Source organism: Rhizobium sp. ERR 942, from assembly GCF_007828395.1.
GTDB classification, from domain to species: Bacteria; Pseudomonadota; Alphaproteobacteria; order Rhizobiales; family Rhizobiaceae; genus Rhizobium; species Rhizobium dioscoreae.
The window spans coordinates 248514-270153 of the sequence record NZ_VIUA01000003.1; the positions used below are offsets into that span (position 1 = coordinate 248514).

The following is a 21640-nucleotide window of genomic DNA, read 5'->3' on the forward strand; positions in this document are numbered from 1 at the left end:
TCTCACAGGCCGCGAGTCTTGAGCCACGCGTCCGTCAGTTGCCGGAAACGGCCGGCCATGTCGGCAATCGCTTCCTCGTCGTTCATGCCACCCGAGAGCCACGCACGGGCCGCGTCGGAGAAGATGGTCCGCCCAACGGCGAAGCCCTTGACCGAGGGAGCCGCCAGCGTCGCCTCGAAGCTGCGGATCAGTTCTTCCGCCGGCGCCTCCAGGCCGAGCAGGACGATACCACGGCACCATGGATCATTTTTGGCGATCACGGCATCGATTTTTTTCCAGGCAGCCGTCGATTCCTGCGGCTCCAGCTTCCACCAGTCCGGCTTGATGCCGAGTGCATAGAGCTCTTCCATTGCCCTCGGAATCGTATCGTCGGTCAGTGGTCCGTTCTTGCTGGCGATGATTTCCACCAGCAGTTCGCGTCCTACCTTGCGCGCGGCCTCGAACAGGGTCCGCAGCTTCTCCTGCTGCTCCGCCTTCAATTCTTGCGGATCGTCCGGATGGTAGAAGCATAGGCATTTGATGCAATGATTGAGCGGCCATTCGACGAGCTGGGAGCCGATGTCCTGGCTGAATTCGAATTTCAGCGGCTTCGATCCCGGCAGTTCGACAGGACGGCCGATCCAGGAGAAATTCTTGGTTGCCGCATCGAAGAAGGCGTCGCGCCCGAAGCGCTCATCGATCAGCATGCCGTAGCCGGGGCGGCCGTCGGCCACACGAGCTGCCGCCTCGACGGCCAGTCGCTTGAAGGCGACGATCTTATCATGGCCGATGCCGAGTTCATCGCAGACGCTGACGAGCTGCGAGCGATGGTCGATCGCAAGCGCCATCAGCAGCGGGATTTCATCGGCGCGGCGGGTCGTCGCCCAATGAATGTGGTTGATTGCCTCGTCCTTGCGCAGCGCCCTATGCTTGCTGCCCGTTTTCAGGAAGAAATCGAGCTCAGCCCAGGTCGGATATTCCGGCGAGCAGAGCAAGCGCGAGACGGCGAAGGCGCCGCAGGCATTCGCCCAGGTGGCACAGGTCTTCAAGGGCTCGCCGCGCAGATAGCCGCGCAGGAAGCCGGACATGAAGGCATCGCCCGCTCCGAGGACGTTGAAGACCTCGATCGGGAAACCCTGGCCGACGATACCGGCTTCGAGATCGTCCGAAATCGGGCCTTCATAGACGATGCAGCCCATGGCGCCGCGCTTCAGCACGATGACGGCGGACGAGAGACGGCGAATTTCCTTCAAGGCGCCGAGCACGTCGTCGGCGCCAGAGGCGATCATGATCTCTTCTTCCGTGCCGACGATCAGGTCGCAATCCGGCAAGGTCTCTTTCATTTTGGAGGACACGCGATCCGACTTCACATAGCGCTCGAAGCCTTCGGCATGGCCGGCGAGGCCCCAGAGGTTCGGCCGGTAATCGATATCGAAGATCACCTTGCGGCCGTTCGCCTTGGCGATACGGATCGCCTTGCGTTGGGCCGCTTCGGTATTGGGCTTGGAGAAATGCGTGCCGGAGACCAGAACGGCGCCCGAGGACTTGATGAAGCCTTCGTCGATATCCTCTTCGTTCAGCGCCATGTCGGCGCAATCTGACCGATAGAAGATCATCGGCGAGACGCCTTCGGCCTCGACCGCCAGCAGCACCAGCGCCGTCAGCCGTTCCTTGTCTGTTGCGATCCCGTCGACGGCCACACCTTCGCGGGCGGTCTGCTCGCGGATGAAGCGGCCCATCTGCTCGTCGCCGACACGGGTGATAAGGCCGGATTTCAGGCCGAGCCGCGCCGTGCCGATGGCGATATTGGCCGGGCAGCCGCCGACCGATTTGGCGAAAGAGGCGATGTCTTCGAGCTTCGAGCCGATCTGCTGACCATAAAGGTCGACGGAGGAGCGGCCGATGGTGATCACATCGAGTTTTGCGTCCGGCCCAGCGCCAGAATTGTCGTGTGCCATGATGTCCTCCCGTCGGAGCATGACCTCTTTTGCTTTTCAGCCTGCGCCGAGATCATGCGTTATTGAAAGTGCCGGTGTTCGTTTCGTCCCGGTTGCTATGGATCTGGCAGCCATCTCCCGCGGCCGTGATCTTGGTTGTAGTGAAACATTGGTTCCGAGATTTTGTCAATTCGGAATGTTTATTCCATTTTCGTTTTATCGGCTTTTGTCGCACCTTTTCGACGGCGCTCGGCGATGGCGACAGGAAAGGCCATGATCAGCGCCATCGATGCCGATAGCGAGCGGAAACCCGCAAAATCGGCTTCCGCCACTTCAAGCCAGTAGTCGGCGCAGGCGGTAAGCGGCGAAAATGCCGAATCGGTAATGGCGATGACCGGGACGTTGCGCGAGGCGAGATCCTGTGCCTGCGCCAGGCTATCGGCGGCATAGGGCGAAAAGCTCGCGGCGATGGCGGCGTCCTTCTCCGTTGCGAAGCGGGTGATCTCGCCGTCGATGCCGTTCGGCGAGGCGACGATCTGGTGACGAATGTTCAGCTTGGAGAAGGCATAGGTCATATGTGCCGTCAGCGGATAGGAGCGGCGCTTGGCGATGAGATAGATCGTCTCGGCCGCTGCAAGCACGTCGACGGCTTTGGCGAAGGTGTCGGTCTCGATGGTTGCGGCGAGCTTGTTGACGGATTGGCTCGCCGCAGAGAGGAAGCCCGAGAGAATGCTGGCCTCTTCGTTCTCGATGCCGGAGCGTTCGAGCGTTACCAGCCGCTCCTCATAGCTCAGCGTCCGGTCGCGCAGCCGTTCACGAAAGATGCTCTGAAGATCGGAAAAGCCCTCATAGCCGAGGTGATGAGCAAGGCGCACCAATGTGGAAGGCTGAACTTCGGCGGCAGCGGCGATGCTGGCCGTCGTGCCGAAGGCGATCTCATCGGGATTGCCGAGCGCAAAGGCGGCAACCTGGGCCAACCGCTTCGGCATGGCATTCTTGCGCTCTATAATGGTGCTGCGCAGGCTTTCGAAGTCGCGTGGTACCTTGGTCTGCGTCTCAATATTGTTGTCCATGCACCGTCCTTTAGCTCCCCCAATGCCCCGTAATGAAACAAACGTTCCATATTTCCAACGATACCGGATTTTGAATCGTTCGGCACGAATAATTTTAAGTTCATGATTTTAAACGTGTAAATATGAATTTCTGCCTGCGGAAGAGATGCCGATGCCATGAGTGTGCTTGTCAAAACGGTCTAAATATTCCAAAAATCGCGCAACTTCGGGAGCGGATTTGAGGAGGAAGGGTAAATGAAGCCGTTGGGCGTTGGATTGATCGGCACCGGTTATATGGGCAAATGCCATGCACTGGCATGGAATGCGGTCAAAACAGTATTCGGCGATGTCGCGCGGCCGCGCCTGGTGCATCTTGCCGAAGCCAATGCCGATCTGGCAAAGGCGCGCGGCGACGAATTCGGCTTCGAAAAGGCAACGGCCGACTGGCGAGATCTGATTGCAGACCCGGATGTCGACGTTGTCTCGGTCACGACCCCCAACCAGTTCCACCCGGAAATGGCGATCGCAGCCCTTGAAGCCGGCAAGCATGTCTGGTGCGAAAAGCCGATGGCGCCATCCTATGGCGATGCCGAACGCATGCTGGCTGCGGCCAAGGCCTCGGGCAAGGTTGCCATTCTCGGCTACAATTATATCCAGAACCCGGTTATGCGGCACATCAAGGCGCTGATTGCGGAAGGCGCGATCGGAGCGGTCAATCACGTCCGCGTCGAGATGGACGAGGACTTCATGGCCGATCCGAACGGGCTATTCTATTGGAAGAGCGAACTTGCTTCCGGCTATGGCGCTCTCGATGATTTCGCCGTGCATCCGCTTTCGCTGCTCTGGTTCCTGTTCGGCCATGTGGAAGCTGTCATTACCGACATGGTGAAGCCCTATGCCGAACGGCCGTTGAAGGATGGTGGCAGCCGCGCGGTCGAAAATCACGATCTTGCCAATGTGCTGATGCGGCTTGGCGGCGGCATTTCCGTGGTTCTCATGGCCAACCGCTCCGCCTGGGGCCGCAAGGGACGGATCGCGTTGCAGATCTTCGGCTCCAAGGGCTCGATCTCCTATGACCAGGAGCGCATGAACGAATTCGAGCTCTATCAGGCCGAGGGCAGGGACAGCGAACAGGGCTTCCGCAAGGTGCTGGCCGCACCCGCGCACAAACCCTATGACCGCTTCATCCCGGCGCCTGGCCACGGCCTTGGCTTCAACGATCTGAAGATCATCGAATGCCGCGAGCTGATCCGAGCCATAGGGGGCGAAGCTGCGTCAGTCGTGGCTTTCAAGGATGGGCTGCGAATCGAGAAATCGGTGCACGCCATGGCGCAATCCTTCCACGAGCGCCGCTGGGTCGAAATATCAGGCTGAGCCTGTCGGCCTAACTTTCTCCCGATCCGGGGCGCAGGGTCAGTCGTGATTGACGCTTGCGGATGCAGGCGTTACCCCTGAATCCTACGAGCGCGTCCATACTGGGGCTCGCCATAATAACAATGGAGTACGGATCGTGACGGGCAGATTGGTCATTATCGGGGCCGGGCAGGCGGGTTTCGCGCTCGCTGCCAAATTGCGCGGGTTGGGTGATTCGCGGCCGATCACCATCGTCGGTGCTGAAGAGAATCTTCCCTATCAGCGACCGCCACTGACCAAGAAGTATCTGCTCGGCGAAATGACTTTTGATCGCCTGCTGTTCCGGCCTGAACATTGGTATGCCGACAATAATGTCGAGATTCGTGTGTCCACCTGGGTCGAGCAGATCGATCGTGCCGCAAAGCAGATCGTCATGCAGGACGGCTCCAGGCTGGATTATGAGACGCTGGCGCTTGCGACGGGCTCGACGCCCCGCCGCCTGCCGCCCTCCGTCGGCGGCGCGCTCGAAGGCGTCTATCTCGCCCGCGACAAGCGCGATGCCGATCTTCTTGCCGGCGAGATGCGCCCTGGACGCCGGGTGCTTATCATCGGCGGCGGCTATATCGGGCTCGAGGCAGCCGCTGTCGCGCGCCATCGCGGCCTTGAGGTCACGCTCATCGAGATGGGCGACCGGATATTGCAGCGGGTGGCGGCCAAGGAAACGGCCGATATTTTCCGGGCCATCCATCAAAAGCACGATGTGGTCATTCGCGAGAAGACCGGCCTGAAGCAGCTCATCGGCCGCAACGGCCATATTGCCGCCGCCGAATTGTCCGACGGGTCTACCATCGATGTCGATTTCGTCGTCGTCGGCATCGGCGTAGCTCCCAATGATAGGCTTGCCAAGGAGGCCGGCCTTGAGGTTGGCAACGGCATCGTCGTCGATTCGTTTGCCCGCACCTCCGATCCCGCAATTTTCGCCATGGGTGATTGCGTGGAGTTGCCATGGGAGGGTGGCCGTATCAGGCTCGAATCCGTGCAGAATGCCGTCGACCAGGCGGAAGCCGCGGCGGGAATCATAGCCGGCAACGAAAAGGCCTATGACCCGAAGCCGTGGTTCTGGTCGGATCAATATGACGTCAAGCTGCAGATCGCCGGTTTCAATCTGGGTTACGACGAGACGCTGCTGCGTCCGGGCGCCCGCGAGGGCGCGGCTTCCGTCTGGTATTTCAAGCAGGGCCGTTTCATAGCCGTCGACGCGATAAACGACGCAAAGGCCTATGTGACCGGCAAAAAGCTGCTGGAAATCGGCGCCAATCCGTCCAGGGAGATCCTCGCCGACCCGGCCGCGGATTTGAAGCAGCTGCTGGCTTGATGTGAATTTTCGAGCCGGCCGCAGTATGCTTCGGGCGACAATCGCCTGTTGCTGAATCACAGAAAGAACGTACACAAGCGCGAAAAAGCGCTTGCGTCGATAAATGAATGGCCCTATCAGGGCCGCACCGGAGAGGTGGCCGAGTGGTCGAAGGCGCTCCCCTGCTAAGGGAGTATACCAGAAATGGTATCGTGGGTTCGAATCCCATCTTCTCCGCCATTTTCCCGATTTTCGTACCCTATAGACGACGGCCCGCGATCTTGGCGCTGCCAAACCGATCAAGGCCAGTTGTTATCGGGAATTTCGGCCTGCAAAGCCTTCGTAGCGCTTCAGGTATGCTATGAGCGCCCGCAGCTTCGGAGCCATGTTCCGTCGATTGGGATAATAGAGGTAGAAGCCAGGGAAATAGGGGCAATATTCCTCCAGGATCGGCACTAGCTCGTCCCTCTCGATGAAAGCACGAAAGCTTTCCTCCATGCCGAATGTGATTCCCGCTCCGGCGACAGCCAGCTTGATCATTACGCCCATGTCATTCGTCGTCACCTCCGGCGCGACTTCCATCCGGAATTCCTTGCCTTCTTCCGTAAACTCCCAGCGGTAGGGGACAGCCTTTGGCGAGGGGCGCCAGCCTATGCATCGATGCAGGGAGAGTTCTTTCGGATGCGCGGGGATGCCGAATCGGTCGCGATAGGCCGGCGAACAGACGGCCAATTGCCGTTCGTCTCCGGCGACGGGTACGGCAATCATATCCTGATCGATGACTTCACCAAGCCGGACGCCGGCGTCATAGCCTTCCGAGACGATGTCGAATTCCTCGTCCGTGACGGTGATGTCGAGCTGGATCTCGGGATTGGCGGCCGCAAAGCCCGCTAGAAAATCGCCGGAGAGAAATCGCTCCGCGATCGATGAAACGGCGAGCCGTAATTGGCCGCGGGGCCGCGTCCGCAATGCGTCCGTCTTTTCCATCGCGGTGCGTATGTCCGATACCGCCGGCTCTATGTCCGCATAAAGCCGTTCGCCAGCCTCTGTCAGGCTGACGCTGCGGGTTGTGCGCTGCAGCAGCGCGATGCCCATGCTCTCCTCCAATCGCCGGATCGTCTGGCTGACCGCCGACCGGGTGACGCCGAGCCTATCGGCAGCAGCGCGAAAATTGCGCTCTTGAGCGACGAGAATGAAGACGGAGAGAGCATTGAGATCAGGCCACATTGGTAATTATTACTTTCCAAGCTGTCACTGAATGGATCGCTTATCACGACAATGAGACTCTGTATCCTCCCTATAGCGATTCCAGGAGAGAACCGTTCACATAGCAAGGAGTGATCGTATGCCTATCGATAAAGTCATCCTCGTCACGGGTGCCTCCAGCGGCATCGGTGCGGGCATCGCCCGCGAACTCGCTTCCGCCGGCGCAAAGGTCATGTTGGGCGCCAGGCGCATCGATAGATTGGAAGCATTGGCGGCCGAGATTCGGGAAATGGGCGGCACGGTCATGACCCGCCGGCTCGACGTCACAGATAGGGCTGACGTAGCCGCCTTTGCAGAGGCGGCACGCCTGGTCTGGGGACGCGTCGATGTGATCGTCAACAATGCCGGCATCATGCCGCTTTCCTTGATGGCTTCGATGAAAGTCGAGGAATGGGACAGAATGGTCGACGTCAATATCAAGGGCGTGCTTTACGGCATTGCGGCGGTGCTGCCGGAAATGGCGGCACGCGGCACCGGCCACATCATCAATATCGCTTCGATCGGCGCGCTGGCTGTCTCACCGACTGCCGCCGTCTATTGCGCAACCAAGTTCGCCGTTCGGGCTATCTCCGATGGGCTACGCCAGGAATGCCGCGATATCCGGGTCACCTGCATCCATCCGGGCGTCGTCGAGAGCGAGCTGGCCGAGACGATCACCGACCCAGTGGCCGCCGAAGCGATGAAGTCCTATCGGGCCGTCGCGCTAACGCCCGATGCCATCGGTCGCGCGGTACGCTTCGCCGTCGAGCAGCCCGATGATGTGGATGTCAATGAGATCGTCGTTCGCCCGACGCGGGCGGCACATTGATTCGCGCTCTCTTTGCTCTCACCCTGTCCGGCGTCGTGTTCGCGCTGCCTGCCCTTTCCGAGGATCGAATCGAAATGAAGACACCGATACATGCTTACGTCGGCATGTGGACGACGGCCGACAATCATATCCGTCATGAACTCCTGCCAAATGGCCGATATATCGAAGCGCGGGGAAGCCGCGAGCGTGCCTATCAGGGGCGCTACGTGGTGAGGGGCGATCATATCGACTATTGGGACGATACCGGTTTCACTGCCGATGGCGATTTCATCGATGGCGTGCTTCATCACGCCGGAATGATCCTCTATCGAAGGAAATGACGGTGTGAGGCGATATCTGGTCATTGGCGGCTCGGCCTTGCTCAATGCCTACACGTCGCAGTCGAATCGGCCATTTCAAGGAATCTCCCCGTCCTTGCGTCGTTTTGGGACGAGGGCCAGACCCGCCAGTGGCTGTCGATCCCGGGTGGGTCGGCGAGGCAAGCGTCATACAGAGCTTACCAAACCCAGCAAAATCCGCCGGTTAGCCATGGAAAGGCCATTCCAATGCCTTTTTCCAATCAGCGGGGACCATTTTCACTGCGCGCGTAAGTGCCGGTAGATTAAGGAGTTTCTTAATGAAGTCTAAATAATTGCGGCCGCCGTGTTGCTGACTTGTGTCCTTTCGGCAACAGGACTTGCGGAAGGCTTACGCAAATCCCCTGTTCCGCGAAAATGTCGATTGCGTGACAGTGCACGTCTTGTATTTTCACTCTCGGAAGCGAGGGCGATTGATCGTCCACTTCTTGAAACACGAGGATGGGACAGGGAATACCTTCGGGTAGTTCTCATTCTCGAGATAAAACTTTGACTGGAGGTCAATATGAACATCAAGAGCCTTCTTCTCGGCTCCGCTGCTGCACTCGTAGCAGTATCCGGTGCTCATGCGGCTGACGCTATCGTCGCTGCTGAGCCGGAGCCGCTCGAATACGTCCGTATCTGCGATGCATTCGGTGCTGGTTATTTCTTCATTCCGGGCACGGAAACCTGCCTCAAGATCGGCGGTAAGGTTCGTACCGAAGGTCAGTGGTACGACGCCTACAACCCGAATTCTCGTCTGGGCACGCTCTGGCATACCCGCGCTGAGTTGAACGTCAACACCGCGACCGACACCGAATACGGTCCGCTGAAGACTGAAACCATCATCCGTTGGGACTGGAACGACGGCAACGCCACCAAGACCAACCTGCTGTGGGCTTACATCAGCCTCGGCGGCTTCACGGTTGGTAAGACGGACTCGCAGTTCAACGTCTTCACCGGCTATGCCGGCGACGTCATCAACGACGACGTGGTCTATGACGGCCCGTACGAACTGAACCAGATCACCTACAACTACGACGCCGGCAACGGCTTCACGGCTGTGATCTCGCTCGAAGACAGCAACTCGGGCGTTGGTGCTACCGGTTCCAACGGCGAAGACAGCTCCGACCACTACGCTCCTGACGTTGTCGCAGGTGTTGGCTACAAGGCTGGCGCATGGGGCTTCAAGGTCGTCGGCGGTTACGACTCGATCGTCGAAGAAGGCGCCGTTAAGGCTCGTGTTGACGCCGACTTCGGCGCATTCTCGGCCTTCTTGATGGGCGGCTGGAACACCGATGGCGACAAGCTCAACAAGTACGCTGGTTCGAACGGCGCTGGCGATGCTGCCGGTATCGGCTGGGGTGACTGGGCTGTTTGGGGCGGCGTTGGCGTTCCGATCAACGAAAAGCTGAAGTGGAACCTCCAGCTCGCCTACACCGACTCGAAGATCTTTGCCGCTACCACGAACGTCAAGTGGAACCCGGTCAAGAACCTGCTTATCGAGCCGGAAGTCTCCTACACCAACTGGGACTCCATCAATCAGGACCAGTGGGCTGGTATCCTGCGCTTCGAGCGCACTTTCTAATCTGATCTGACCTCGGTCATTTAAGATTGTTCACTACGATGATGGAAAGCCCGGCGAATAGCTGGGCTTTCTTTATTTGAGAATATCGACAATTAGAGTTCAGTCTTGAGAGCGCTCTATGCTCTTTTTCGGCGCGATCGACCCGTGGTTGCGCATCTCTTTCAAGTAATCTGAAGTAGTTTTCGGCTGCTAACGTGTCGATAGTATGACAGTTTTGCGACGTGATTTTTGTGCAACGCACGCGTTTGAAACCGCCGTCACAATTGTTCATAGTTTATCTCTGATATTGCTCTGAAAAAAACGATCTGTAGGTTCCAAATCGGAAGCGAGACTTAGCGTCTTGGTTCTCCCAGATCAGGGGTCAACTTTAAAACCAGGTGGGGTAGGGCGCGTCGATTTTCTCGGCGTGAATTGTCATACCTAATCGATATTGGAACTGGAGTTACTATGAACATCAAGAGCCTTCTTCTCGGCTCCGCTGCTGCGCTGGCAGCAGTATCCGGTGCTCATGCTGCTGACGCGATCGTCGCTGCTGAGCCGGAGCCGCTGGAATACGTCCGCATCTGCGATGCCTATGGCGCTGGCTACTTCTTCATCCCGGGCACGGAAACCTGCCTCAAGATCGGCGGCCGCGTCCGTACCGAAGGCGGCTGGTACAACGCCTACAAGGCTGGCCAGGACGCAGGTGCCCGTGGTACCTACTGGCATACCCGCGCCGAACTCTCTCTCGACACTGCCACCGACACCGAATACGGCCCGCTGAAGACCAATACCGTTGTTCGTTGGGACTGGAATGACGGCAACGCCACCACGACCAAGCTGCTTTGGGCTAATATCAGCCTGGGTGGTTTCCTCGTCGGTAAGGCCGATTCGGTCTACTCGACCTTCCTCGGCTATGCCGGCGACGTCATCAACGACGACGTGATCGAATACGGCATCAATAACACCGACGAACTGAACCAGATCACCTACAAGTATGACGCCGGCAATGGCTTCACGGCTGTGATCTCGCTGGAAGATTCCAATTCCGGTACGGGCGCGACTGGTGCAAACGGCGAAGATAGCACGAACCACTACCTGCCTGACGTTGTCGCCGGTGTTGGTTACAAGGCCGGCGCCTGGCAGTTCCGCGTCGTCGGTGGTTATGACTCGATCGTCGAAGAAGGCGCTGTCAAGGCCCGTATCGATGCCGACTTCGGCGTTCTCACCGCTTTCGTTATGGGCGGCTGGAACACCGATGGCGACAAGCTCAACAAGTATGCCGGTGCCGGCGGTGCTGGCCTCGGTTGGGGTGACTGGGCCGTATGGGGCGGCGTTGGCGTTCCGGTCAACGACAAGCTGAAGTGGAACCTCCAGCTTTCCTACGACGACCTGAAGACTTTCGCCGCAACGACGAACGTCAAGTGGAACCCGGTGAAGGATCTGCTGATCGAGCCGGAAGTCACCTACGTCAACTACGACGCCGTCAACAAGGACACCTGGGCAGGTATCCTGCGCTTCCAGCGTACGTTCTAATTCGGTTCGCCGAATCGAATTCGACAGATCTTCCGATCAGACCTCCGATCGGAAGAGGGAAGGCCCGGTTTCCCAACCGGGCCTTTTGCCTTGGGCGGATGTCCAATCGTGCGCAGGTACCTGTTGTCAAAATCCCGAGATGAAATGCCGGATCGCATCCGGTACATCGCCCAAATGTAAAATCGGGGCATGTCCTTGTCCTCTCGCGATCTTGATGACCATTCCAGGATGGCGGCTTGCCATCTCGTCTGTTGTGGTCTGTGTCAGAAGCTTCGAATTCTCCCCGCGAATCACCATCAGCGGAATATCTTGAAACGCTTGGAATTGCGGCCAGAGGTCTGGAATCGGCGCCTTCAGGTCGAGTGCCTGCATCTGCGCTGCGATGGCGGGATCGTAATCGGCAATCGGCTTGCCGTCACGAAAGGCATAGATTGCCCGTGCCATGTCGTGCCAATCCTTCTCGTCGAGTCCGCCAAAGGCGCCGCCATGGTTCTCCCGAAGGATCTCGATCGCCTCGTCCCAATCGGCGGGTTTCTTGTCCCGGTTGAGATAATCGCGGATATCCGCCAATCCGATCTTCTCGAGGACTGGACCGATATCGTTGAGAATCACCGCCTTGAGGATATCGGGCCGACTGGCCGCTAGCATATGAAGGACCAGGCCTCCGCGCGAGGTGCCAATGAAGATGGCCTGATGAATCCCGAGCGCAGCGCAAACCGCGAGGACATCTTGCCCTTCCACGATGAGATTGTAGTGGGATTTGTCCTCATCCCATTCGGATGCCCCGCGCCCGCGGGCATCGAGCGTGATCACCCTGCGCGGGGCCACCGGGTCCTGTGACAGAAGCAGCGCCAGTTGATGAAAGTCCCGCGAGTTTCGCGTCAAGCCGGGCAGACAGAAGACGGGTATTCTGGCCTTCGTGGTCGTCTCGTCACCGGCATAGTCCCGCACATGGAGCTTCAGGCCATCTTCCGCTGCGATCGTTCTGACAAGAAAACCGCTTTCGTCGTCGCTGCGCATGCGCCATCCCTCGTGCTCTGGCTATCACGAGGGATGTAACGTCATTTTCTTAGCCTTCACAACTGCGGTTGTTGACTGAAGCATATCGCGCAAGGCCGGACGGCTGCTTTGCGATAGTGCTGGGGCTTAGCCGCGGCCGTCAACCAGATCGTGTACGATGTCGGTCTTCTGTCCCAGCCGGGCCTTGTAGACCTGATAGTTTTCCATCACGCGCTGCACGTAGTTGCGGGTCTCGGGGAAGGGGATGCGCTCGATCCAGTCGATCACATCGTCGAGCGATTTGCCGCGCGGGTCGCCATAGCGGCTGATCCATTCCGGCACCTTGTTCGGCCCTGCGTTGTAAGCGATGAAGGTCAGGATGTAGGAGCCGCCGAAAGTGTCGATCTGCTCGCCGAGGTAATGAGCGCCAAGCGTGGCATTGTAGCCCGCATCCTGCGTCAGCTTGTCGGCGGAAAAGGCCATGCCGTGCCGGCCGGCAACCGCCTTTGCCGTCTTCGGCAGCAGCTGCAGCAGGCCTCGGGCATTGGCAGAGGAAACGGCGGCCGGATTGAAGGCGCTCTCCTGCCGGGCAATGGCATAGGCTAGCGCTTTGCCGGAGCCGGAAATATTCGCATTGTCCGGAATGACGCCGATCGGGAAGGCGAGTGCAGCGACGTCGATGCCGCGCCCATAGGCGATCTTGCCGATCTGCAGCGAAAGCTGGTGATTGCCGGAACGCTCCGCGCGGGCAGCCAGCATGGCGACTTCGCCGGGACTATCCAGCTGTTTCGCGAGCGCACGATAGAGCGCATCGGCACGCCATCCGTGCCCTGCGGCCTCAAGCCGCGAAATCGCCTGTACCGCCTCACGCCCCTGGAAGCGCTGGCGATCCGTAGCCGAGGGCGAGGGATAGGTGACGTTGAGGGTGCGGCGGCCAAGCTTCTCGGCGGCAAGCTGGCCGTAGAAGGTGCTCGGATAGGAGGCGGCCTTCGCGTAGAAATCGGCAGCCTTGCCCGGTCCGCCCGCTTCGGCGGCACGGCCGAGCCAATACCAGCCGCGCGATTGCGAGATCGGGCCGTTCGAGACCTGCAGGATCTTGCGGAAATGGGCTGACGCGTTTGCGCCGTCCTGCAGGCCGCGCAGAGCGTACCAGCCGGCATGGAACTCGGCCTCGCCGACATCCTGCGGGCTTTCTGCGACGCTGGCATCGACGACGCGGTAGGCGGCCTTGAACTCACCCTGATCCACCAAGCCACGGCTGACGATGCGCTGCTCGGCCCACCATGCGCCGGGGCTGACAAGCACGCTGCGGTCTTTGGGCATTTGCGCCAGAAGATTGGCGGCATCGTCATATTTGTTCTGACGACGCAGGTTTTCGATCCGCATGAAGAGATAGGCGGGGTCCTTGCGCCACTGCGCGTCGATGGCTGCGATCAGCGCATCGGCCTTCGGCGAGCGATCATTGACCGCCGCCCACGCCTTATAGAGCGATTGCGCTTTGCCGAGATCGCCGAAGCGTTTGGCCTGCGCGGTCCGGTCGCGGTAAAGCAGATAATCCATGCGCGCCTTGTGATCGGCAGGCGAAAGCAGGCTGGGGAATTCCGCAAGGATCTTGTCCTCGAGAGGCTTGTCCAATGGCTCATCGCGCCAGATCTTGCGGATCAGCTTTCCGGCCTGTGCCGACGCGCCGCGTGCCATAAGAGCACGCGAGAGGATGATGCTGCCCTCCACAGTCTCCGGCTGCGAGCTGCCGAAGGCGGCAAGGACTTGATCCGTTGCCGGATTTTCTATGTAGAGCGCCCGCTCGGAATTGGCGCGCAGGCTGCCGAGGCCCGGCCAGCCTTGAAGCTCGCGGGCGGCGGCGGCAATCTCGCCGGAGGGAATGCCTGGTTGGCCCGAAGTCGCAATTGCCCAGGTCAGGATATGGCGATCGAGCGTGCCTTCACCCATGCCGTTGCGGATGGCGAGCGCCTGCATCGGGTTCTTGTTGGAAAGGGCGTCGAGGCCTGCCTTCAGGTCTCCGCTCACCGGCGCGATGGTGCCGCCACGCGGGATCGCGGCCGTGCTCATGGGGTCCGGCGCCATGGCGACATAGGCGTTGGCGCTCGTTGGTATCTGCTGGCCGGGAAGTTGCGAGGCAACCGCGCCCCAGGCGACCGCCAAGCCCACGGCGGTCCAGATCATGACAGGTCTCTTCATCCGGCTACTCACAAAACAAACAGGCCCCTTCCATTTGCCAAATGCTATATTAACGAAACCTTACCGGTGGTCCGAATTTCAATCAATTATGATATCGGAAACTGCCCTTTACCATTCAAAGCGTGCTTGTCGCCGTCAAGCCGGCGCTTTATGGTGCGCGGATTCATAACCATGGATTGCGGCTGAAGCATGAATGCCGCGCCGCTAGGAGACTTGCATGTTCCAGGGATCCATTCCCGCTCTCGTTACGCCCTTTACTGACGCCGGCAAGGTGGACGAGGCATCCTTCGCCTCGCATGTGGATTGGCAGATAAAAGAGGGCAGCAAGGGACTGGTGCCCGTTGGAACGACGGGTGAATCGCCCACCCTCTCGCATGATGAACACAAGCGCGTCGTCGAGCTCTGCATCGAGATCGCCAACAAGCGCGTCCCGGTGATGGCGGGCGCTGGCTCGAACAACACGCGCGAGGCGATCGAGCTGGCGCAACATGCCGAAAAGGTCGGCGCCGATGCGGTGCTGGTCGTGACACCCTATTACAACAAGCCGACGCAGAAGGGCCTCTACGCGCATTTCGCTGCGATCGCGGAAGCGGTGAAGTTGCCGATCTATATCTACAACATTCCCGGCCGCTCGGTGGTCGATATGACGCCGGAGACGATGGGCGCGCTTGCCAAGGCCTACGCCAATATCGTCGGTGTAAAGGATGCGACCGGCAAGATCGAACGCGTCTCCGAACAGCGCATCAGCTGCGGCCGCGATTTCCGCCAGCTTTCCGGTGAGGATGCGACGGCGCTCGGTTTCAATGCCCATGGCGGCGTCGGCTGCATCTCGGTCACCGCCAATGTCGCGCCGCGCCTTTGCGCCGAATTCCAGGCGGCCACCCTTGCAGGCGATTATGCCAAGGCTCTCGAATATCAGGATCGCCTGATGCCTCTGCACAAGGCGATCTTCCTCGAACCCGGTCTCTGCGGCGCCAAATACGGTCTTTCGCGTCTTGGCCGCATGAGCCGCAACGTGCGCTCGCCGCTCCTGTCGACCCTGGAGCCGGGCACGGAGGCAGCGATCAACGCGGCCATGCGCCATGCCGGTCTCCTGAACTAACGGCGTCACAGGCGCGCTGCCGAAACTCTGCCGGGCCGCTCTCTTCACAAGGAGGGCGGTCTCGCTTATTTAGGGGACAGGCGCGCGTTCGGCCGCTGCCGGAATGACGCAAGAAAAGAAGAAGAATCATGGCACCCAAAGGCAGCCAGCGTGTGGTGAAGAAGATTGTGGCGGAGAACCGCAAGGCACGCTTCAACTACGAGATCATCGACACTTACGAAGCAGGGCTCGTGCTGAAGGGCACCGAGGTCAAGTCGCTGCGCGAAGGCAAGGCGAATATTGCAGAGTCCTACGCTTCGGACGAGGATGGCGAGATCTGGCTGATCAACTCCTATCTGCCGGAATACCTGCAGGCGAACCGCTTCAATCACGAGCCGCGCCGCCGCCGCAAACTGCTGCTTTCCAGCCGCGAAATCGGCCGGCTGCGCTCGGCCATCAATCGCGAAGGCATGACGCTCGTGCCGCTGAAAATCTACTTCAACGACAGCGGCCGCGCCAAGTTGGAACTGGCCCTCGCCAAGGGCAAGAAGCTGCATGACAAGCGCGAGTCCGAGAAGGAGCGCGATTGGAACAGGCAGAAGAGCCGCCTGCTCAAGGACAATGGGTGAGGGTGAGGAGCGGTCGGGCAAAGCCCGAGCAATCGATCCAGTGAATCGATTGCAGCGACGAACGCCCTGAGCCCTAGCGAAGGGCCGGCTGTCGCGGCAAATACGAAACGCTTCCCGGCGTCCACAACCATCCCCTGCGCAACCACAGCTGCGCGTCAGTCGATTGCAGCGACGAACGCCCCTTCGGCGAGCTCAGGATGCCCTAGCGAAGGGCCAACTGCCGCGGCAACTGCAAACGCTTCCGCTGCGCGCAACTACTCTCCGGCGGCCAGCGAACCTGTCAGATGCAGCCAGTCCCAATTATTCTTCGTCATCCGAAGCGGCCGGTGTCGGTTCGGCGGGACGTTGTGGACGCTCGGAAGCCTCGCGGCCGATTTCGGCCTTCAGCGATACGAGATCGATGAAATGATCGGCCTGGCGGCGCAGATCGTCGGCGATCATCGGCGGCTGGGTCGCCATGGTCGAGATGACCGATACCTTGCGTCCGCGACGCTGGAGAGCTTCAACGAGGGTCGTGAAATCGCCGTCGCCGGAAAAGATCACCAGATGATCGACGGTTTCGGACTGCTCCATGGCGTCAATCGCCAGCTCGATGTCCATATTGCCCTTGATCTTTCGGCGTCCCATGGAATCGGTGAATTCCTTGGCCGGCTTGGTAATGACCTTGTAGCCATTGTAATCGAGCCAATCGATCAGCGGCCGGATGGAGGAATATTCCTGGTCTTCGATGAGGGCGGTGTAATAATAAGCGCGCAGCAGATAGCCGCGTTTCTGAAATGCTTTCAGGAGCTTCCGGTAGTCGATATCGAAGCCGAGGCTCTTGGATGCAGCGTAGAGATTGGCGCCATCTATAAAGAGTGCAATTTTTTCGCGTGGGTCAAACATCTCTTACATATCCACTGTTATAAAAACGTAATCACTTCATTCAAACACAAGCTAAAACAATGCCTTGTAGGGCGTTGCAGAATAATTCGTATTACTTTATGAATTATTCATATAACCCAGATTTAGGGCACGCAATGCGATATTCCAAGCAATCCAAGGTAGAAATCGTTGTTTGTCTGGGAGAATTTTAGCACTTTCCGGAAGGGTGCAAAGGCGCTGAAACAGGAAAAACTTGAATTTGCCATCGTTTGCTTGTATCGGCGTGCTACTCCGAGACATGATGACGACATCACGACCGCAAAGGACAGGCAATGGCCCGTGTCACAGTAGAAGATTGCATTGATAAAGTAGAGAACCGGTTCGAGCTCGTGCTGCTCGCCAGCCATCGCGCCCGCCTGATTTCGCAGGGCTCGTCGATCACCATCGATCGCGACAACGACAAGAACCCGGTTGTTGCTCTGCGCGAAATCGCCGACGAGACGCTGTCGCCGGACGATCTCAAGGAAGATCTCATCCATTCGCTGCAGAAGCATGTCGAAGTGGATGAGCCTGAGCCCGATCCCGCAAGCCTGCTCGCCGCCGGCGCTTCCGCCTCCAGCGACGAGGAGGAAGATCTGCCGGAAACTGTTACGTTCGATCAGATGTCGGAAGAAGAGCTTCTGGCCGGTATCGAAGGTCTGGTTCCGCCGGAAAAAAGCGACGATTACTGATCGTCGATCTTGATGCTCCGGGCAGGAGCGATATGATGGGAAAATGCGTGCGCCGGTCATATGACTGGCGCGCTTTTGTTTTTGCTGGAGTAGCTTTGGAATGATGCGGCAATACGAGCTTGTTGAGCGCGTGCAGAAATACAAGCCCGATGCCAACGAAGCTCTCCTCAACAAAGCCTATGTTTATGCGATGCAGAAGCATGGCCAGCAGAAACGTGCCAGCGGCGACCCCTATATTTCCCATCCTCTCGAAGTTGCTGCGATCCTGACGGATATGCGCCTGGATGAATCGACCATCGCGGTCGCTCTTCTCCACGACACGATCGAGGATACGACGGCGACGCGCGCCGAAATCGATGAGATGTTCGGCGAAGACATCGGTCGCTTGGTCGAGGGTCTGACGAAGATCAAGAAGCTGGATCTCGTCACCAAGAAGGCCAAGCAGGCCGAAAATCTGCGCAAACTGCTGCTCGCCATTTCCGACGATGTGCGCGTGCTTCTGGTGAAGCTTGCCGACCGCCTGCACAATATGCGCACGCTCGATCACATGTCGCCGGAAAAGCGCGCGCGCATTTCCGAGGAGACGATGGAAATCTATGCGCCGCTTGCCGGCCGCATGGGTATGCAGGACATGCGCGAGGAGCTGGAGGAGCTTTCCTTCCGCCATATCAATCCCGAAGCGCATGATACCGTCACCAAGCGCCTTGAGGAACTGTCGCGCCGTAACGAGGGCCTGGTCAAGAAGATCGAGACCGAGTTGCGCGATCTGCTTGTCGCCAATGGCCTTGCCAACGCCATGGTCAAGGGCCGGCTGAAAAAGCCCTATTCGGTCTTTCGCAAGATGCAGTCGAAGTCGCTCTCCTTCGAGCAGCTCTCCGATGTCTACGGCTTCCGCCTTCTGGTCGACGATATTCCCTCCTGCTATCGGGCGCTCGGCATCGTCCATACCCGCTGGCGCGTCGTTCCCGGCCGCTTCAAGGATTATATCTCGACGCCAAAGCAGAATGATTACCGCTCGCTGCACACGACGATCGTCGGCCCTTCGAGCCAGCGCATCGAACTGCAGATCCGCACCAAGCGCATGCATGAGATCGCCGAATTCGGCATTGCCGCCCACACGCTTTATAAGGATGGCGCCAACACCAATGGCGATAGCGAGCTCCTGTCGAGGGAAAGCAACGCCTATTCCTGGCTGCGTCATACGATCGAGGCGTTGGCCGAGGGCGATAGCCCTGAAGAGTTCCTAGAGCACACGAAGCTCGAACTGTTCCAGGACCAGGTCTTCTGTTTCACGCCCAAGGGCAAGCTGATCGCCCTGCCGCGCGGCGCGACGCCGATCGACTTTGCCTATGCCGTCCACACCAATATCGGTGACACCACGGTCGGCGCCAAGATCAACGGCCGCATCATGCCGCTCGTCACGCGGCTGAACAATGGCGATGAGGTCGAGATCATCCGCTCGGGCGTGCAGGTGCCGCCGGCCGCCTGGGAAGAGATCGTGGTCACCGGCAAGGCGCGCGCCGCCATTCGCCGCGCCACCCGCCTTGCCATCCGCAAGCAATATGCCGGCCTCGGCCATCGCATTCTGGAGCGTACCTTCGAGCGCGCCGGCAAGGTCTTCTCGCGCGATGCCCTGAAGCCGGCCCTGCATCGTCTCGGCCAGAAGGACGTCGAGGATGCGATTGCCGCAGTCGGGCGAGGGGAGATGTCGTCGCTTGATGTCTTACGCGCCGTCTACCCGGATCATCAGGACGAACGCGTGACCGTGAAGCCCGCCGGCGACGAGGGCTGGTTCAACGTTCGCAGCGCCTCGGGCATGATCTTCAAGATCCCCGGCAAGAACAAGGCCGAGGTTTCCGACGGTGCCGATCTCGATGCGCCGCCGATCCGCGGCATCTCCTCGAATGTCGAGGTGCATTTCGCGCCGACCGGCGCTGTCCCCGGCGACCGCATCGTCGGCATCATGGAAAAAGGCAAGGGCATCACCATATATCCGATCCAGTCGCCTGTTCTGCAGCGGTTCGATGACGAGCCGGAGCGCTGGATCGATGTGCGTTGGGATCTGGACGAGGCCAACAAGTCCCGCTTTGCCGCCCGCATCCTGATCAATGCCCTCAATGAGCCGGGCACCCTGGCGAAGGTGGCGCAAACCGTGGCGGACGTGGACGTCAATATCCGGGTGCTCAACACCGTTCGGGTTGCAGCCGATTTCACCGAAATGGCCCTCGACGTCGAAGTTTGGGATCTGCGCCAGCTCAATCAGCTTCTGGTGCAGCTCAAGGAACTCGACTGCATCGCGACAGTAAAGCGCCTCTACGAATGAGATCCACCGGGATTGCTGTCGATCCGAGGCAGGCTGCATATTTTGTGATCATTTTATGACCAAATCCGAGCGCCTTTTTGGATAGATATGCATTGAGCGCATGGCTGTGTATATTTTAGAGCGGTGGTAATTAACCTTTGTCACGCCTATCTTCTGATCATCGAAGAAACGAAACTGAGATGAGAGAAGACAATGTTTAGCCCGATCAAGAAAATCGCCCGTGCCCTGCGTGTTCCGAGTGTTGAAGAACGCGAAATGGCTTACCTGAATGGTTCGCATGACCGTTTTGACCTTGAGTATCGTCAGCGTCAGGTCGACCGCGGTCTGTTCCGCACGCGTTAATCGCTGTTAATACTTGAAAGACCAGAAGGGGCGCGTCGTTGTTGCGCCCTTGGAGCATCCCGATCTTGCAGGATCGCTTCCTGCAAATGAGGAGAGCGTCCATTTTGTGCGTGCCGTGCAGATGACGTTCCCAAAAAGAGCCGCACTTTCGGTTCTTAATCAGTGCAGGATACGTTCGGCCGCTCTTGTCACGACGGCCTCCATTGCACTAGATAAGCCGCATGCTGTTTCGTCGCCGAAAACCACTGACATTCAAGGAAAAACTGCGGGAACACCTTTGGCCCCGCAAGGGTTTCGTCCGTTCGTTCCAATATTTCGGTAAGCGCCTCGTTCGCCTCGCCGCCTCGCCGCATTCGGTTGCGGCCGGCTTTGCGGCGGGCATTGTCGTGTCCTGGACGCCGTTCATCGGTGTACATTTCGTCATGGCGATCATCATAGCCTATCTCGTCGGCGGCAATGTCATTGCCTCCGCGCTCGGCTGTCTGGCTGCCGGCAATCCGATTACCTACCCTTTCATCTGGGCTTTGACCTGGGAAATCGGTCATCTGATCCTGGCGCGCGACAGTGGCGGCCAGGGCGGCAGCATCGATCTGCCGGCGCTGTGGCACAAGGGCGATCTCACGCAAATCTGGGACCCGGTTTTGAAGCCGATGCTGATCGGCGGCATTCCGCCCGCCATCGTGACGGGTGTGATCGTCTATGCGCTTACCTATTATGGTGTGAAGACCTTCAAGACGCGCCGCAAGGAGCGTCTGATGGAACGTGCGCGCGAGCGGCTCGCGCTCGCCGAAAACGCATCGAGCGTCTGACGTGCCTGACCGTGTCCGGGCCGCCAGGAGGGCCTTCCCATGATTATCGGCATAGGCAGCGACCTTATCGACATCCGCCGGGTCGAGAAGACGATCGAACGTTTCGGCGCCCGGTTCACCGAGCGCTGCTTTACCGATATTGAGCGCGCCAAGTCCGAGCGCCGCAAGAACAAGGCGGCCTCCTATGCCAAGCGTTTTGCTGCCAAGGAAGCCTGCTCCAAGGCTTTGGGCACGGGGTTGGCGCAGGGTGTTTTCTGGCGCGACATGGGGGTCGTCAATCTGCCAAGCGGCAAGCCGACGATGCAATTGACCGGCGGTGCCGCCGAAAGAGTGGCGGCCATGCTGCCACCAAATCATCGCGCCGCCATTCATTTGACTATAACGGATGATTTTCCTCTTGCTCAGGCTTTTGTGATCATCGAAGCGCTGCCGGTGGATGCCTGAATCACGACTGTATGTCGCTTTTGGCAACCGCG

General features: G+C 59.1%; 19 protein-coding genes and 1 tRNA gene. 14 read left to right on the top strand and 6 right to left on the bottom strand.

What is annotated here, in order from left to right; all coding sequences use genetic code 11:
• Positions 1-2 precede the first annotated feature (2 nt).
• Complete coding sequence (gene iolC, locus FBZ97_RS13845; protein WP_145320628.1) at positions 3-1937, bottom strand: 5-dehydro-2-deoxygluconokinase; 1935 nt, start codon at positions 1935-1937, stop codon at positions 3-5.
• A 179-nt stretch (positions 1938-2116) separates the two neighbouring features.
• On the bottom strand, positions 2117-2989 hold the full coding sequence (locus FBZ97_RS13850) for a MurR/RpiR family transcriptional regulator (RefSeq protein ID WP_145320627.1): 873 nt from the start codon (positions 2987-2989) through the stop codon (positions 2117-2119).
• Positions 2990-3223: 234 nt separating this feature from the next.
• Between FBZ97_RS13850 and FBZ97_RS13855 the strand changes: the two genes are divergently transcribed.
• The 3 genes from FBZ97_RS13855 (at position 3224) to FBZ97_RS13865 (ending at position 5915) form a co-directional block, all read left to right on the top strand.
• Entirely contained in the window at positions 3224-4342 is a 1119-nt protein-coding gene (locus FBZ97_RS13855; RefSeq protein ID WP_145320626.1) for a Gfo/Idh/MocA family oxidoreductase, read from the top strand.
• Between the two features lie 136 nt (positions 4343-4478).
• Complete coding sequence (locus tag FBZ97_RS13860; protein ID WP_145320625.1) at positions 4479-5696, top strand: FAD-dependent oxidoreductase; 1218 nt, start codon at positions 4479-4481, stop codon at positions 5694-5696.
• A gap of 129 nt (positions 5697-5825) precedes the next feature.
• Positions 5826-5915 (top strand) — tRNA-Ser (locus FBZ97_RS13865).
• Between the two features lie 72 nt (positions 5916-5987).
• Here FBZ97_RS13865 and FBZ97_RS13870 read toward each other — a convergent pair.
• Positions 5988-6902 carry a LysR family transcriptional regulator gene (locus tag FBZ97_RS13870; protein ID WP_145320624.1) on the bottom strand — a complete coding sequence of 305 codons (915 nt, stop codon included), beginning with the start codon at positions 6900-6902 and terminating at the stop codon, positions 5988-5990.
• A 118-nt stretch (positions 6903-7020) separates the two neighbouring features.
• On the opposite strand from FBZ97_RS13870, the gene FBZ97_RS13875 reads away from it, so the two are divergent.
• The 4 genes from FBZ97_RS13875 (at position 7021) to FBZ97_RS13890 (ending at position 11187) form a co-directional block, all read left to right on the top strand.
• Positions 7021-7749, top strand: coding sequence for an SDR family oxidoreductase (locus tag FBZ97_RS13875; protein WP_145320621.1), 729 nt, complete (start codon positions 7021-7023; stop codon positions 7747-7749).
• 35 nt (positions 7750-7784) lie between these two features.
• Entirely contained in the window at positions 7785-8069 is a 285-nt protein-coding gene (locus tag FBZ97_RS13880; protein WP_246661782.1) for an Atu4866 domain-containing protein, read from the top strand.
• Positions 8070-8610: 541 nt separating this feature from the next.
• Positions 8611-9672 (top strand): porin, encoded by a 1062-nt coding sequence (locus FBZ97_RS13885; protein ID WP_145320617.1) that lies wholly within the window; start codon positions 8611-8613, stop codon positions 9670-9672.
• Between the two features lie 447 nt (positions 9673-10119).
• Positions 10120-11187: a porin gene (locus FBZ97_RS13890; protein ID WP_145320615.1), complete on the top strand. Its 1068-nt coding sequence runs from the start codon at positions 10120-10122 to the stop codon at positions 11185-11187.
• A gap of 126 nt (positions 11188-11313) precedes the next feature.
• On the opposite strand, the gene FBZ97_RS13895 is transcribed toward FBZ97_RS13890, so the two are convergent.
• The gene (locus FBZ97_RS13895; protein WP_145320613.1) at positions 11314-12207 is read right to left on the bottom strand and encodes an alpha/beta hydrolase; all 894 of its coding nucleotides are present in this window, start codon (positions 12205-12207) and stop codon (positions 11314-11316) included.
• A gap of 126 nt (positions 12208-12333) precedes the next feature.
• Positions 12334-14385, bottom strand: coding sequence for a lytic transglycosylase domain-containing protein (locus tag FBZ97_RS13900; protein WP_113333820.1), 2052 nt, complete (start codon positions 14383-14385; stop codon positions 12334-12336).
• 217 nt (positions 14386-14602) lie between these two features.
• On the opposite strand from FBZ97_RS13900, the gene dapA reads away from it, so the two are divergent.
• Positions 14603-15487, top strand: coding sequence for a 4-hydroxy-tetrahydrodipicolinate synthase (gene dapA, locus FBZ97_RS13905; protein ID WP_145320611.1), 885 nt, complete (start codon positions 14603-14605; stop codon positions 15485-15487).
• Positions 15488-15615: 128 nt separating this feature from the next.
• The gene (gene smpB / locus FBZ97_RS13910; RefSeq protein WP_069616140.1) at positions 15616-16095 is read left to right on the top strand and encodes an SsrA-binding protein SmpB; all 480 of its coding nucleotides are present in this window, start codon (positions 15616-15618) and stop codon (positions 16093-16095) included.
• Positions 16096-16395: 300 nt separating this feature from the next.
• Here smpB and FBZ97_RS13915 read toward each other — a convergent pair whose 3' ends face one another.
• Positions 16396-16980 carry an NYN domain-containing protein gene (locus FBZ97_RS13915; protein ID WP_069616141.1) on the bottom strand — a complete coding sequence of 195 codons (585 nt, stop codon included), beginning with the start codon at positions 16978-16980 and terminating at the stop codon, positions 16396-16398.
• Positions 16981-17291: 311 nt separating this feature from the next.
• Between FBZ97_RS13915 and rpoZ the strand changes: the two genes are divergently transcribed.
• The 5 genes from rpoZ (at position 17292) to acpS (ending at position 21608) form a co-directional block, all read left to right on the top strand.
• Positions 17292-17690, top strand: coding sequence for a DNA-directed RNA polymerase subunit omega (rpoZ, locus tag FBZ97_RS13920; RefSeq protein ID WP_069616142.1), 399 nt, complete (start codon positions 17292-17294; stop codon positions 17688-17690).
• Positions 17691-17790: 100 nt separating this feature from the next.
• Positions 17791-20013: a bifunctional (p)ppGpp synthetase/guanosine-3',5'-bis(diphosphate) 3'-pyrophosphohydrolase gene (locus tag FBZ97_RS13925; RefSeq protein WP_113329125.1), complete on the top strand. Its 2223-nt coding sequence runs from the start codon at positions 17791-17793 to the stop codon at positions 20011-20013.
• Positions 20014-20205: 192 nt separating this feature from the next.
• Entirely contained in the window at positions 20206-20355 is a 150-nt protein-coding gene (locus tag FBZ97_RS13930; protein ID WP_015339295.1) for a DUF3563 family protein, read from the top strand.
• A gap of 221 nt (positions 20356-20576) precedes the next feature.
• Positions 20577-21164, top strand: coding sequence for a DUF2062 domain-containing protein (locus FBZ97_RS13935; protein ID WP_069616144.1), 588 nt, complete (start codon positions 20577-20579; stop codon positions 21162-21164).
• 39 nt (positions 21165-21203) lie between these two features.
• A complete protein-coding gene (gene acpS / locus FBZ97_RS13940; protein ID WP_145320609.1) occupies positions 21204-21608 on the top strand; it encodes a holo-ACP synthase in 405 nt (134 codons plus the stop codon).
• The last annotated feature ends 32 nt before the right edge of the window (positions 21609-21640 follow it).